The following is a 13,204-nucleotide window of genomic DNA, read 5'->3' on the forward strand; positions in this document are numbered from 1 at the left end:
CCGTGGCGTCAATCCCGGCCTGTCGAGGCGATGAGATCGAGCAGGCCGGGGAAGCGTTGGTTGAGGTCCTCGATTCGAAGGCGGCTGCGCCGCTCCAGTCCGTACTGCCTCTGGTGGATCACACCGGCTTCACGGAGGACCTTGAAGTGGTGGGTGAGGCTGGACTTCGGGCGGTCGAAGCCGAACCAGCCACAGGGGTGGTCGAACTCGTCGGAGTCCAGCAGGAGTTTGCGCGCCACGGTCATGCGCAGCGGGTCGGCCAGCGCGCCCATCACGACCTCGAGCCGTAGCGCATCAACAGGCGGCTCCGGCAGGAGTGGCGGCCTCTCGGACTCGGTCACGGCGTCAGGCATGCGGCCATCATAGCCGGTTGTACGAGAATTCTCGTACTGCTACGGTCCTGTACGAGTTTTCTCGTACAGGGAGGTTGGGGTGGCAGTTGTACAAGAGGTCCCGGCGCGGACCGGGACGGGATGGCAGCTCGTCAGGGCGGCATGGGCGGTGACGGCCGTCTTCGCCCTGTCCAACTCACCCACCCCGCTGTACGTGTACTGGCAGCATGAGATGGGCTACTCCTCAGGCACCCTGACGATCGTCTTCGCCGCCTATGTCGCGGGCCTGGTGGTGACGCTGCTCGTCGCGGGACGCGCGGCCGACCGGTACGGCCGCAAGCGGGTGGTCGTACCGGGCATCCTGATCGCCTTGATCTCGGCCGTGTTGTTCATGACCGCAGGCAGCGTCGCTGCCCTGGTCGTGGCGCGGCTGCTCGTCGGTGTCGCCGTCGGCATCGTCGTGTCCGCCGGCATGGCCGCGGTCGTCGACCTCGGCGGTGAGGACCGCCGTCACATGACGTCGACGCTGGCCTCGATCGCCATGGTCTTCGGCGCCGGCCTCGGGCCGCTCCTGGGCGGAGTCGTCTACCAGGCCACACCCCACCCCGTCGGCTGGGTCTTCACAGTGAACATCGTGCTGCTGGTCGTCGCCTTGCTCGGATACATCGGACTGCCGCTGGAACGTCCGTCGAGCCAGGCCACAGGGTTCCTGTGGCCGCGTCTTCCCCGTGTCCCCGCGCGGAACCGTGGGCAGATCGCCGGCGGTGCCGCGGTCTTCGCCCCCGGCCTGACCGCCACGTCGTTCGTGCTGTCCCTCGGCCCCTCCCTGCTGGTGCTCGCCGTCGGAACCACCTCGCCGCTCCTCGCCGGCGGCGCGGCCTGCGTGATGTTCCTCGCCGCCACCGGCTCGCAGATCGCTCTCACCAGGCTTGCCGTACATCGGCTGTTCGCCCTGGGGACCGCCGGTACCGTCCTCGCGATGGGCGCCGTCGTGCTCACCCTGTTCACCAGGAACCCGGCACTCTTCGTCGCCTCGGCCGTCCTCGCGGGCAGCGGGCAAGGGCTCGGCCAGCTCGGCGGCCTCCGACTCATTGCCCACCACGTCGAGGGCAACCGTCGCGCCGAGGCCAACGCCGCACTGAACATCAGCGCCTACCTCCCCGCCGCGATCCTCACCGTCGCCACCGGATACGCCGTCAATGGGTACGGCATGCGCCCCGCGGCCTTGACTCTCGCGGCCATCCTGGCGGTTCTCGGGCTGCTCCTCGGCGTGGCCGCCTACCGCGCCCATGCGCACCGATGAGGGGCCAGGAGGAGCCTCATCGCCCGACGGCGTACAGCCGTCGATGGACGCGGTGAACACGACTGTGGGCTGACGAACCGGCCCCCTTCTCATGAGTAGCCCGATGGCGTGTCCGGCACCGCTCCAGCGCGGCGGGTCCAGCCATTTCTCACCAGGCGACCGCAGCCCCTGGTGCTCCTTGATTCTGCGCTCGCCGCCCTGCTGTGCGTCGGTCTGCTCTGGGCCGACGTCCGCAGCGGCGCCCACCACGCCACTGACGGCGAGGCCGCGCTGCGGACGGCGGGCATCGTCCTCGCCGCGTTCTGCGGCGCACCGCAGGTGTCGGTCTGCGTCGCCCTCGGACCTGGCGATGCGCCGCCGATCACGCAATCGACGTTCGCCCCTCAGCCGAGGTAGTCCGCGCGCCCCTCGTCGTCGAGCTCGAAGGGGCCCTCGGGGATGACGCAGAACTCATTGCCCTCGGGGTCCGCCATCACCAGGAACCCGCCGTCGGCGTACTGCTCCAGCCTGCGCCCGCCGAGGGCCTCGATCCGTTGCTGCTCGGCGGCGGGGTCGGGAGAGGTGACGTCGAAGTGCATCCGGTTCTTGCCCGACTTGGGTTCGTCCGTGCGCTGAAATCCCAGACCCAGCTCGTTCTCCCGCCGCAGCCACACGTAGGGGCCCATACGGCCCACAACCGGCCTGCCGAGCAGCTCGGACCAGAAAGCAGCGAGCCGTTCGGGGTCCGTGGCATCGACGATGAGGGCATTGATCTGCATGGATGAGTCCGCCATGCCTTGATCCTCTCAAAGGAGAGGATCAACAGCCCGTCAGGTGCGGCCGGGTTCCTCGGCGTCCCTCAGCTGAGAGCCGTAAAACGCCAGGTGGCGCTCCGCGGCGGTGGTCCAGGTGTGGCGGGCGGCCAGGCGGCGGCCCCTCTCCCGGCGCGCGCGGCTGTCCTCCGTGAGCGCGGCGCCGAGTTCGGCGGCCAGGTCCTGGTGGGTGGTCGCGAAACGGGCCGCGCTGTCGAACACCTCGCGCAGTACGGGGAGATCGCGTACGACCAGCGGAACTCCCGCGGCAAGTGCCTCCATTGCGGCAAGGCCGAAGCCTTCCTTGACGGAGGGGAAAGCGAAAGCGGAGGCGGCGGCCACCAAGGGTGGCAGCTCGTCCTCGGCGATCTGGCCCAACACGACGGGTTCGATGCGCAGTTCGGCTGCGCGGGCCTCCCAGCGGGCTCGGTAGTCGCGGTAGTCGAAGAGGGTCTCGCCGCCTGCGATCACCAGCCGTACGTCCGGGTGGGCGGAGCGCAGTTGGGCGTACGCCTCCAGTAGGTCCAGCGAGCCCTTGCGGGGTTCGATGCCGCCGATGGTGAGGACGTAACGGCCCAGGCGCGCACGCCAGTTGGCGCGGGCGGCCGGATCGGTGGTGGCGAAGCGGTCGTAGGCCACTCCGTTGGGGATGACCGTCGCCTTGATGCCCCAGCCGTCGGCCAGTTCGGTGGCGACGGCCGCAGACACGCAGAGGTGCGCGTACGGCTCGACAATGGCCCGCTCGTGGCAGGCGGCCAGTTCGGGGGTCGTGAAGTGGTCGATGTGGTGGACCGTGCGGATGCAGCGGCCACCGACCGCGTTGGCGCTGATGCAGTCCTGGGCGTGGACGATGTCGTACGCCACCGCGGAGAGTTCGAAAGCCTTGCCCAGGACGGCGATGGAGCGCAGGATCCGCGCGCCGACGGACTCCTCGGGCGGGCCGTCCGGGAACGGCACGATCCGAAGCCGTACGGCGGGGTCGACCGGCCGGAAGAAGCCCGCGTCTCCGCCCCGGCCCAGCGTCCACACCGTGACGTCCTGCCCGGCCGCGGCGAGCGCCTCGGCGAGGGCGAGGGTGTGGACGACACCGCCGCGCGGCTTGGTGGAGTAGCTCAGCAGAGCGATCTTCACGACGGGTTCTCCCGGTAGGCGTCGGGCCGGCGTTCGTCGAGGTGGCGCAGGATGCGGCGGGCCCGGTCGATCTCCTCGGCGACGTCGATCTCGGCGACCGCGAGGCCGGCCTTGGACCAGGTGCGGGCGAGGATGTCACCGCCCGGGCCGACCACCTTGGACTGGCCGAGGAAGCGCATGCCGCCCATGGCGCCGGTCTGGTTGGAGGAGGCGAGGACGACCTGGTTCTCGGCGGCGCGGGCCTGGTCGTACAGGTCGAAGAGCTTGGCCTGGCGGTCCTGGGCCATGCGCGGGGCGCGGTTGGTGATGGACGTGGGCCAGGCGGAGAGGCAGGCGAGGATCTCGGCGCCGTCCAGGGCCAGCGAACGGGCCGACTCGGGGAACGTCTTGTCGTAGTCGATGAGCATGCCGATGCGGCCGACGGGGGTGTCGAAGGCGTCGAAGCCGTCACCGGGCGCGTAGGCGGCGACCTCGCCGGCCGGCAGGTGCACCTTGCGGTGGCGGCCGAGGACACCGTCGCCGCTGACGCAGACCGCGGCGTTGTAGCGCTCGTCGCCGCCGTCCTCGCAGTAGCCGAGGCAGACCACCATCTCGGCGGCCAGACGGGCGACTTGGAGGATCAGCGGGTCGTCCGGCTTCAGAGCCGGCGGCAGGGCCTCGGGGTCGGGGTGGCGCAGGTCGGCGAGGTAGCCGCCGAGCGCGGCGTCGGGCAGGACCAGCAGGCCGGCGCCGGATGTGCGGGCGTCGTCGATGAGCTTGGCGATGCGGGCCAGGTCGAACTCCAGGTCGCGGCCGAAGTGGGCGGCCGCGGCCGCGATCCGGATCGTGCTCATGTGCTGACTGCTCCTGTGGGTACGTCGTAGGTCTCGGGCCGCCGGTCGCGCAGATGTCCCATCGACCGACGGGCGGTCTCCAGTGCCTGTGCGACGTCCAGTTCGGCGACGGCGACGCCGGCGGCGACGCCCGTGTCGGCGAGGATCTCGCCGCCGGGGTCGACGACCTTGGCGCTGCCGACGAAGCGTAGCGACCCGAACGTGCCCGCCTGGTTGGCCGACAGCCACACGATCTGGTTCTCCAGCGCGCGGGCCCGGTCGAAGAGGTCGAAGCGGCGTTTCCAGCGGTCGTCGACGAGATCGGCGGCCGCGTTCGTACGGGATCCGGGCCAGGCGGAGACACAGACCCCGATCTCGGCGCCGTCGAGCGCGAGCGCGCGGGCGGACTCCGGGAACGCCTTGTCGTAGCAGATCATCATGCCGATCCGGCCGACCGGGGTGTCGAAGGCGTGGAAGCGGTCCCCGGAGGCGTAGCTGGCGTCCTCGCTGAGTGGCTGGTGGACCTTGCGGTGGTTGCCGAGGACGCCGTCGCCGGTGACGCAGACGACGCTGTTGTAGCGGGCTTCCCCAGCCGCTTCGCAGTATCCGGCGACGACCGTCATCTCCCCTGCCAGGGAGGCCAGTCGGCGGATCTCGGGGCCGTCGAGGGCGAGCGCGGGCGGGCCCGCGTCGAGTTCGGTGGCATCGTCGAGGCTGAGCAGATAACCGCCCAGGCACGCCTCGGGCAGCGCCAGCAGGCGTACGCCCTCCTCCCGGGCTTCCTTGATCAGCCGTTCGGCGATCTGGAAATCCTCCTCCAGGTCGCGGCCGAACTCGGCGGCGACGGCGGCCATGCGCAGGGTGGTCATGCTGTCCCCATCCCGGTCACGGTGGACATGACCGCTTCGGTGATCTCTCCGTCGGGCCAGCGCAGCCCGACGCCTTCTCCTTCGGTGAGCTCCCCGCACACCGCACCTGTGGCGGGTCCGGCGGGCAGGGGCGGTGCGCTCGGTTCGTCGGCCGTGAGCATCGCGAAGCCCGGGAAACACGTGAACCAGTCCCCCACGGTCGCCGCCTCCGGCCGGGGTACGGCGGCCACGTCGAGCACCGCCCGGCAGCCGCTCGCCTCGGCGAGCATGCCGAGGGTGCCGGCGATGCCCGCCATCGACACGTCCTTGGCGGCGGCGGGCCGCGCGGCGGCCACCGCGCCGGTCATGGTGCGCAGTTCGTCCGTACGGCGGTAGCTGGTCGAGTCCCATTGGCGGCCCCGGTAGCCCGGTCGCCAGCTCCCACTGAGGTCAGCGGCGAGCCGTACGGCGTGTCCGGGGCGGCCGCCGCCACCGGGCACCGGCCGGTCCGTGCGGCCGAGCGCGGTCACCGACAGGGCGGCCGGGACGCCGAGTTGGGTGTGTCCGCCGAGCACGGGGATGTCGTACGCATGTGCCGCCCGGGTCAGTCCGGCGAGGATCCGGGCGGCGTGCGCGGCGTCGCGGGCGCCGACCGCGTCCAGCAGGCCGAGCGGTGCGGCGCCCATCGCGGCGAGGTCGTTGGCGTTCACGAGGACGGCGCACCAGCCCGCCCACTCGGGGTCCCGTTCGACCATGGACGGCACGATCGCGTCGCAGGCCGCGATCACGTCGGTGCCGGGGACGGGGGCGCCGTCGTCACCGACGAAGCCCGGGGGCGGCGCCAGGGCGGTGAGGAGCGGTCCGAGCGGGGACTTCGTGGCTGCCGTGAGGGCGGCGACGCGGCCGATCGGCCAGCGCATCAGGACGTGCGGCACGCCCGCGACCGTCGTGTCCCGCACCCGCTGCCAGCCGAGGCGCCGGAACAGCACCTCGTTGCGCGCCTGGACGGTCGCGTCGAATCGCAGCACGCCCTCCGCCTCGGCGCGGGCGCAGGCGGCCCGGACGAGCGCCGCGCCGATGCCGTGCGGGCCGCGCGCCCCTCGGGCGACGACCAGGCGCCCGCCCTGCCACCAGCCGAGGTCGGGACCGTCGTCGACCGGGCCCAGGCGCACTCCGCCGACCACGGTTCCCTCCGCGTCCTTGGCGACCAGGACGACAGTGCGGGGGTCGGTGTCGTGGTCGTCCAGGTCGTGATGCGCGAAGAGTCCTTGCTCCTGGACGAAAGCGGCGCGGCGCAGCTCCCGGTAGGCGGCCGTGTCCGCCGTGTCGGCCGCCTCCTCGATGCGGAAGGCGGGGCGGCGGGCGAGCGTGCTGCGGTCGCCGAGCAGGGCCAGGATGTCCTGCGGATCGTCCACCGTCGGCACGGCAACGGAGCCGTCGAGGTTCACGGCGCTCACCCGCCCGCCGCCTGGAGCACACTGCACGCTCCGCAGGCCGCACAGCCGGCCTTCTGGTCGGCGCCGCTCATCCCGGCGGCACGCAGCTTCGCGGCGACGCCCTCGGTGACGTACGTCAGGAGCTCCGCGCCCGGTGCCCCGACGCCGTCGCGGGCGGCGAGGGTGCCGCCCATGGGCCGGAACGGGACTACGAACGGGTACACCCCGCGGCCGATCAACTCGCCTGCGCCTTTGATGAGTTCGTCGGGATCCTCGCCCAGTCCGACGAGGAGGTAGGTGGAGACGCGGTTGGGTCCGAAGACGCGCACCGCCTCGTCCCACGCGGCCTCGTACTCGGCCAGCGGGACCGTCGACTTGCCGGGCATCCAGCGTCGGCGCACCTCGTCGTCGAGGGACTCGACGTGGATGCCGATGGCGGTGGCCCCGGCGTCGTGCAGGGCGCGGATCCAGGCGAGGTCGCCGGGCGGTTCGCACTGCACCTGGATGTGCAGACCGGGCACGGCCGCCAGTACGGCCCGGACCGACCGTGCGAGGGTGCGGGCGCCGCGGTCGGGTCCGGTGGTGGTGCCGGTGGTCATCACCATCTGCCGTACGCCGTCGAGCCGTACGGCGGCCTCGGCGACCTCGGCGAGCTGTGCCGGGGTCTTGGCGGCCACGGTGGCGCCCGAGCGCAGCGACTCTTCGATGGTGCAGAAGCGGCAGCGGTCGGACTCGGCATAGCGGATGCAGGTCTGCACGACGGTGGTGGCCAGGACGTCCGAGCCGTGCAGGCGGGCGATCTGCTCGTAGCGGATGCCGTCGGCGGTGGTCAGGTCGTAGAACTGCGGTCGCTGGACGGGGGTGAGGGAGATGCCGGTGTCCTCGTCGCCGAGCCACACCTTGCCGTCGCGCACGGAGTAGGGACTGTGGGGGTTGCGTGGGAGCGCGGCGTTGGCACCGTCGACGAGGACGTGTCCGTCGTCGCTGGGCCCCGCGCCGTCCGGCCGCCGCACGGGCGCGTCCGACGCGACGCCGCGCAGGGCGAGTTCGGCGCGGGTCATGATCCGCACGTCCACCGCCGTACCGCTGTTCCCGGTGCCAACGCTCACGTCGTGCTCCCTACAGCTGGTAGGTGGAGTTGATGATGGCGCCCTTGCGCGCGTAGTGGATCAGCGCGTCCTGGACGTCCAGAGGGTGGGTGGGGATGACGCCCTCGATGAGGTCCTCCTCGCGGGCGCCGTGCAGGGACAGGCCGAAGCGGCAGCAGTAGACCTTGCCGCCCTCGGCGATGAACGTCTTGAGCTGGTTGTTGATGTTGTGCTCGCCGGGGAAGGCGGAGTTGCCGGTGGTCGGGAAGCCGCGGGTGGCGAGGCAGTTGAGGGAGCCGGGGCCGTAGAAGTAGATGGCGGTCTCGAAGCCCTTGCGCAGGGCGCGGGTGGCCTGGAGGACGGCGACGAAGGAGACCGACGACTCGTGGGCGATGCCGTGGACGAGGGTGAAGTAGGTCTCGCCGTTCTCGGCCTGGTAGTCGGGGAAGACTTTGGTGGAGCCGTAGATGCTGGTGCCCTCGGGGAGCGAGGGGTGCGGGATCTCGTCGAGGGACTTCTGCTCGACGTCGGAGAGTTCGGCGGTGACGGCGGATTCGGACATGGCTGTCTCCTTGTGGGTGCGGAAGGGGGATCGGTCGGTCAGTCGTAGAGCGCGGCGAACGTGTCCCGGAAGACCAGGTCGCCGAGTTCGCCGCCGCCGGTGGCTTCGGCGAGTCGGGCGTACTCGCCGGTGAAGTCACCCCACGGCTGGTCGCTGGCGAAGAGCACCCGGTCGTGGCCGATGCCGCGGCGCTCGATCTCCTGGGCCAGCCAGCGGGGAGTGAAGCCGATGGCCCAGGAGAGATCGGTGTAGACGCGCTTGCCGGCGCTGATCCAGTCGAAGAACCGGGAGCCGACGAGCTTGATGTGGCCGCTCATCCCGCCGCCGAAGTGCACGAGATGGACGGGCACTTGACCGGCATACCAGTCGACGAGGTGGCCGACCTCGTCGATGTCGGAGGCGGCGCCGGGAGAGGTGTGGACGTGGACGACGAGCCCGTGCCGGGCGGCCTCGGCGAAGATGCGGTCCAGTTGGGGGCGGCAGGCCGGGTCCGTGGGGCGACCGCCCAGCAGGAAGCTCAGCTTGAGGGCTTTGACTCCGGGCTCACCCGCCAACCGGAGGGCCTCTTCGGTGCGTTGGGCGTCCTCGGGGCGCGGGGAGACCCACAGTCCGGCACGGATGCGGTCGTCGCTCTGCGCGGCCTCCAGCGCCAGTTCGTTGAAGGAGAAGGCGATCGCGGGGTCCGGGACGCCGTAGTTGGGGATGACCAGGGCCCGTTCGGTGCCCTCCGCGTCCAGGTCGGCGACGAGTTGCTTGACGGTGGCGCGGGCGGTGGTGTCCGGGTTGACGGGTGGGCCGCCGTAGAAGGGGTAGGCGGGCAGGACGCCGATGTGGCGGTGTGCGTCGTGGACCATGGTGTGGTTCCTCAGCCGCGTGGTGCGGTTCCTCAACCGCAGGGGTGTGGTTTCTCAGCCGCAGGGGTGTGGTTTCTCAGCCGATCGGGAGGGCGGAGGCGAGTTCGCTGGGGGCGCCGGTGAGCGTGCCGCACACGTCGGCCAGGCGGCGCGAGGCGTCGATGTGGTCCGCGAGGAACTCGGCGTCCCGGCCGACCCCCTCGAAGCGGCCCGAGCCCCACGAGTACTGCCAGGGCAGACCCAGGAAGTGCAGGCCGGGCGTGCTGGTGGCGCCGCGCCAGTGCATCGGATAGCCGCGGCCGTCGAAGACGGGGGCCTCGATCCACCGGTGGTCGCGCCGGAAGCCGGTCGACCAGATCACCGAGGTGATACCGGCGGCCTCCAGGTCCAGTGCGCGCGGCTGCTCGTTCGGCTCCCAGACGGGGACGTATCGGGGTTCGGTCGGGGCGTCGATGCCGTGCGTGGTGATGTGGGCGTCGATGGCGTCCTTGATGCCCTCGGCGACGGCGTCGGCGTGGTCGAGGTTCACCTTCAGGTCGTCGGCGAACTCCAGGCCGGTGCCGGTGATGGCGGTGAGCCGCCCGTACAGCCGCATACCGTCGCGGGCGAAGGCGCGCAGGTCGATGTCGCGGCCGCCGTCGCGTCCCGTGACGTAGTGGTTGACCCGCATGCGCACGGCGTCGGCGTCGTCGAAGTCGTCGATGGACTTGTCGTAGTGGCCCATGTCGTCGAGCCAGGCAACGCAGTCGCGGCCGCGGTAGAAGCGGGCCACACGAGGAGCGCTGCCGACCGCCAGGTGCACCTGGCGGCCGGCGAGGTGGAGGTCCTCGGCTATCTGGCAGCCGGACTGGCCGGTGCCGACCACCAGGACGGCTCCCTCGGGGAGTTGGTCGGGGCTGCGGTAGCGGGAGGAGTGGACCTGGGTGATGTCGTCTGGCAGGCGTTGGGCCATCGGCGGGACGGACGGTGTGTGGTAGGGGCCGGTGGCGACCACCACCTGTTCGGCGGTGAAGTCCCCGGCGGTGGTGGACAGTTCGAACAGCCCGCTCGGCGAGCGGCGCAGCCGGGTGACCGTCACACCCTCCGCCAGGGGCGGCCGGAAGAAGGAGACATAGTCCTCCAGGTACCGGACGATCTCGTCGCGGACCATGAATCCGTCCGGCTCGTCGCCCCGGTACGGGTAACCGGGCAGCCTGCACTGCCAGTTGGGGGTCACCAGGCAGAAGGAGTCCCAGCGGCGCTCACGCCACTCGTGCCCGACCCGGTTCGCCTCGATGACTACGTGCTCGACGCCACGCCGGCCGAGGCAGTAGCTCATCGACAGCCCCGCTTGACCACCGCCGACCACGACCACCGGGATCGGCGAACTTCCCCTGCCCGTCAGGCTGTCAGGGAGGGCGCCGACCGGCCGTATCGCCCCAGCCGAGCTCACCGCGTGCTCCCGTCGGCGCCGGTCAGGGCTTCGACCGTGACCTTGGCATCGCTGACGGTGGCGTACGCGGCGGCGGTCCGCTCGATCTGCGCGAGCTGGTCGGAGGCACCGGTACAGAAGAAGCCGAACTTCTCCTTCACGCGCTCCCCGGCGATGCCGAGTGCCGTACGGCTGCGCTCTACGAAATCCCCAAGTGCGTACTGGCTGCCGGGAACGAAATAGTCCTCGACCACCGTGGAGGGGGAATAGCAGCGCTGGGTCATGCCATCGGGCCAGCGCACCTGAAAATACATCTCGGGCATGACATCCTCCATGCCGGGCGCCGAGGTCTCGACACCTCGCCGCTGTCCGTGGAGACCAACTCCAGCCCTCGGGGATTTCCGAACCAAGTCATCCGGAATAAAGGGGAGTTGCCAAGATCTCACGCCGGTGGAACGGAAATGCCGCGCCGCCGCCGATGCGGGAGGGGGACCGTCAGAGGTCGCCGTGGTCCTGCCAGCCGCACGAACCGCAGATGACGAGGCGCAGGGCACGGTCGTCGTGGTGGTCGACGGTGACGTAGGGGCGCAGCCGGTCACTGCCGACACCGCACCGCGGACACGTCTCGTACTGACCCAGGGGGCCGAAGTCGCTGATGACCACAGGGAGTTCGGGTTCGGTCCCCTGGTCGCCGGCGAGCGTGGCGGTCAGGGCGAGGCGCGCGATCGCGGCCGCTGCCGCGTCCGTCACGCCGACGGCCAGGCGTACCTGGGGCAGGCGGTCCAGGAGGGGCGGCAGGGGGCAGTCGTCGAGGCGGACGGGTACGACGCGGCCGCCTTCCGCCCGGGCGGCGACCCCGGCGGCCTGGGCGGCGTACGACCACAGCAGGACGACGGCGTCTGTCCCGGCTGCTTCGGTGCCCGCGTCGGCACTGGGGACGACATCGGCACCGGCTCGCGACAGGGCGGCGGCGAGGGACGAGGCCTGGCGCTCGTCCTGGGGCTGGTACGAAAGTTGAGCGCGCACGATCTCATCATGTGCCAGCGAGGCATGCCGTGAGCGGTTCGGGCGGGGTGAGAGGAGTGCGGTGTTCGCTCTTGGGGCGGTGGCCGAGGACTGCGGTGGTGGCTCTCGGGTCGGTGGCCGCGGACTGTCGTACGGTCGGAACCGCGGCTGGGCACCCCTCCAGCCGCCTTCGGCTCGCCGCACTGGGAGCTTCTACTTGGTGCCGACCGTGCGCAGTGTGGCGAGCACCAGGGCCCGGGTGACGGTGACGATGTCGCTCACGTTGACCTGTTCCTGTGGACCGTGTGCGAGGCGTACGTCGCCGGGGCCGTACTGCAGTGTGGGGATGCCTGCCCCGGCGTACAGGCGCAGGTCGCTGCCGTAGGGGGCGCCTCGCTCGGTAGGTCGCGGGCCGCCGGTGATGTCGGCGTGGGCGTCGGCGACCTGGGCCGCGAGCGGATGCCCGGCCGGCAGCCGTCCGCTGGCGAACTGACCGCCGGGCCACGTGACCGTGGCGGGGTGGGAGCGCAGCCAGGGGTCGGCCGCGCAGGCTTCGGCCACGCACGCCTCCAGTTCGGTGCGTGCCTGGGCCGGGTCCTCGCCCAGCCGGACGCCCAGTCTCCCCTCGGCCACCAGGAGGTCGGGCACGCTGCTGGCCCAGTCGCCGGAATGGACGGTGCCGACGGACAGCGGGTACGGGATGGGGTATTCGGACATGAGCGGGTCGGAGCCGACGTTGCGGCGGGCTTCCAGGCGGGCGAGGGCGCGGTGGATGGGCAGGTAGGCGTCAATGGCGCTCACTCCCGCGTATCTGGTGCTGCCGTGGGTGGCCTGGCCGGGTACGCGGATGCGGAAGGTCAGGGCGCCGGCGTTCGCCGTCATGACCGCGCCGCTGGTCGGTTCGGTGATGATGCAGGCGTCGCCGGTGTGGCCGCGTCGGAGGGTGCCGAACGCCCCGAGTCCTCCGTCCTCTTCACTGACGACGAAATGCGTGGACACCTGGCCGCGGAGCCTTGCGCCCGCTTCCCGTATCGCGGCCAGGGCGGCGAGTATCGCCACCACTCCCGCCTTCATGTCGCACGCGCCTCGTGCGTGCACCGCGTCCCCGGTGACGCGGGGACGGAAGGGGTCGCCCTCCCAACGCGCCAGGTCTCCGGAAGGAACGACGTCGACGTGGCCCTGGAGGATCAGGGTCGGCCCGTCGCCCTGGGGCGCCGTGCCGCCCACCAGGCCCCACGCCTCGGTGCGCGGGGCCTCGCTGCCGGGAAAACGGGGATGGGCACGCAGCTCGGGCAGGTTCATCGACCACAGGTCGACGTCGAGATCCATCCGCGTCAGATGCCGGGCCAGAATGTGCTGAATCTCTGACTCCGCGGCGCTCCCCGTCACGCTCGGAACAGCGAGAAGTTCCAGCAGCAACCGGGCGATGGCCGCCTCGTCCACCGCGGCCAGGGCCGAGGCTTCCACATCGCTCAGGCTTGCTGTCATCTCACCACTGCTCCCCGCACGTGACATCAGGACAAGCCGGAGACTAGGTTCGGCGGGCAACGCAAACAATCGCCATTTGCTGCCGTCAGCTGTCGCTTTCTTGCAAAGTCAGCGGGCCTGTGGCTGTTTCTTGCGCCGGCCCG

General features: G+C 71.2%; 15 protein-coding genes. 2 read left to right on the plus strand and 13 right to left on the minus strand.

Annotation, left to right across the window (positions count from 1 at the left end; all coding sequences use genetic code 11):
• Nucleotides 1-8 precede the first annotated feature (8 nt).
• Nucleotides 9-353, minus strand: a complete 345-nt coding sequence (locus tag CRP56_RS01000) for an ArsR/SmtB family transcription factor (protein ID WP_097259527.1) — start codon at nt 351-353, stop codon at nt 9-11.
• A gap of 79 nt (nt 354-432) precedes the next feature.
• Between CRP56_RS01000 and CRP56_RS01005 the strand changes: the two genes are divergently transcribed.
• The gene (locus tag CRP56_RS01005; protein WP_097259528.1) at nt 433-1,635 is read left to right on the plus strand and encodes an MFS transporter; all 1,203 of its coding nucleotides are present in this window, start codon (nt 433-435) and stop codon (nt 1,633-1,635) included.
• A gap of 171 nt (nt 1,636-1,806) precedes the next feature.
• Nucleotides 1,807-2,031 (plus strand): hypothetical protein, encoded by a 225-nt coding sequence (locus tag CRP56_RS01010; protein WP_143664878.1) that lies wholly within the window; start codon nt 1,807-1,809, stop codon nt 2,029-2,031.
• Here CRP56_RS01010 and CRP56_RS01015 read toward each other — a convergent pair.
• From CRP56_RS01015 to CRP56_RS01070, 12 genes are all read right to left on the minus strand, one after another.
• The gene (locus CRP56_RS01015) at nt 2,019-2,408 is read right to left on the minus strand and encodes a VOC family protein (protein ID WP_097259530.1); all 390 of its coding nucleotides are present in this window, start codon (nt 2,406-2,408) and stop codon (nt 2,019-2,021) included. The two genes, CRP56_RS01010 and CRP56_RS01015, sit on opposite strands and share 13 nt — an antisense overlap.
• Before the next feature lie 36 nt (nt 2,409-2,444).
• Entirely contained in the window at nt 2,445-3,557 is a 1,113-nt protein-coding gene (locus tag CRP56_RS01020; RefSeq protein ID WP_097259531.1) for an MSMEG_0565 family glycosyltransferase, read from the minus strand.
• Nucleotides 3,554-4,390 (minus strand): carbon-nitrogen hydrolase family protein, encoded by an 837-nt coding sequence (locus CRP56_RS01025; protein WP_097259532.1) that lies wholly within the window; start codon nt 4,388-4,390, stop codon nt 3,554-3,556. Before CRP56_RS01025 ends, CRP56_RS01020 begins: the two co-directional genes overlap by 4 nt.
• Nucleotides 4,387-5,238: a carbon-nitrogen hydrolase family protein gene (locus CRP56_RS01030; RefSeq protein WP_097259533.1), complete on the minus strand. Its 852-nt coding sequence runs from the start codon at nt 5,236-5,238 to the stop codon at nt 4,387-4,389. The genes CRP56_RS01025 and CRP56_RS01030 overlap by 4 nt, the downstream gene beginning before the upstream one ends.
• Nucleotides 5,235-6,674 (minus strand): MSMEG_0567/sll0787 family protein, encoded by a 1,440-nt coding sequence (locus CRP56_RS01035; RefSeq protein ID WP_257039959.1) that lies wholly within the window; start codon nt 6,672-6,674, stop codon nt 5,235-5,237. The genes CRP56_RS01030 and CRP56_RS01035 overlap by 4 nt, the downstream gene beginning before the upstream one ends.
• Nucleotides 6,671-7,762 carry an MSMEG_0568 family radical SAM protein gene (locus tag CRP56_RS01040; protein ID WP_257039960.1) on the minus strand — a complete coding sequence of 364 codons (1,092 nt, stop codon included), beginning with the start codon at nt 7,760-7,762 and terminating at the stop codon, nt 6,671-6,673. Before CRP56_RS01040 ends, CRP56_RS01035 begins: the two co-directional genes overlap by 4 nt.
• 10 nt (nt 7,763-7,772) lie before the next feature.
• Nucleotides 7,773-8,303 carry an MSMEG_0572/Sll0783 family nitrogen starvation response protein gene (locus tag CRP56_RS01045; RefSeq protein ID WP_097259534.1) on the minus strand — a complete coding sequence of 177 codons (531 nt, stop codon included), beginning with the start codon at nt 8,301-8,303 and terminating at the stop codon, nt 7,773-7,775.
• A gap of 38 nt (nt 8,304-8,341) precedes the next feature.
• Entirely contained in the window at nt 8,342-9,157 is an 816-nt protein-coding gene (locus CRP56_RS01050) for an amidohydrolase family protein (protein ID WP_097259535.1), read from the minus strand.
• Between the two features lie 76 nt (nt 9,158-9,233).
• Nucleotides 9,234-10,589, minus strand: coding sequence for an MSMEG_0569 family flavin-dependent oxidoreductase (locus tag CRP56_RS01055; protein WP_257039961.1), 1,356 nt, complete (start codon nt 10,587-10,589; stop codon nt 9,234-9,236).
• Nucleotides 10,586-10,891, minus strand: a complete 306-nt coding sequence (locus tag CRP56_RS01060; RefSeq protein WP_097273575.1) for an MSMEG_0570 family nitrogen starvation response protein — start codon at nt 10,889-10,891, stop codon at nt 10,586-10,588. The genes CRP56_RS01055 and CRP56_RS01060 overlap by 4 nt, the downstream gene beginning before the upstream one ends.
• A gap of 172 nt (nt 10,892-11,063) precedes the next feature.
• Nucleotides 11,064-11,594, minus strand: a complete 531-nt coding sequence (locus tag CRP56_RS01065) for a hypothetical protein (protein WP_097259536.1) — start codon at nt 11,592-11,594, stop codon at nt 11,064-11,066.
• 192 nt (nt 11,595-11,786) lie between these two features.
• Nucleotides 11,787-13,061: an ArgE/DapE family deacylase gene (locus CRP56_RS01070; protein ID WP_257039963.1), complete on the minus strand. Its 1,275-nt coding sequence runs from the start codon at nt 13,059-13,061 to the stop codon at nt 11,787-11,789.
• Nucleotides 13,062-13,204: the final 143 nt, after the last annotated feature.

This window comes from Streptomyces sp. TLI_55, assembly GCF_900206255.1.
Taxonomy (GTDB): Bacteria; Actinomycetota; Actinomycetes; order Streptomycetales; family Streptomycetaceae; genus Streptomyces; species Streptomyces aquilus.

Coding starts and splice junctions, on each gene's coding strand:
- CRP56_RS01070 (WP_257039963.1), bottom strand. CDS start 13,061: ATGACAGCAAGCCTGAGCGATGTGGAAGCCTCGGCCCTGGCCGCGGTG.
- CRP56_RS01060 (WP_097273575.1), bottom strand. CDS start 10,891: ATGCCCGAGATGTATTTTCAGGTGCGCTGGCCCGATGGCATGACCCAG.
- CRP56_RS01050 (WP_097259535.1), bottom strand. CDS start 9,157: ATGGTCCACGACGCACACCGCCACATCGGCGTCCTGCCCGCCTACCCC.
- CRP56_RS01030 (WP_097259533.1), bottom strand. CDS start 5,238: ATGACCACCCTGCGCATGGCCGCCGTCGCCGCCGAGTTCGGCCGCGAC.
- CRP56_RS01015 (WP_097259530.1), bottom strand. CDS start 2,408: ATGGCGGACTCATCCATGCAGATCAATGCCCTCATCGTCGATGCCACG.
- CRP56_RS01000 (WP_097259527.1), bottom strand. CDS start 353: ATGCCTGACGCCGTGACCGAGTCCGAGAGGCCGCCACTCCTGCCGGAG.
- CRP56_RS01025 (WP_097259532.1), bottom strand. CDS start 4,390: ATGAGCACGATCCGGATCGCGGCCGCGGCCGCCCACTTCGGCCGCGAC.
- CRP56_RS01045 (WP_097259534.1), bottom strand. CDS start 8,303: ATGTCCGAATCCGCCGTCACCGCCGAACTCTCCGACGTCGAGCAGAAG.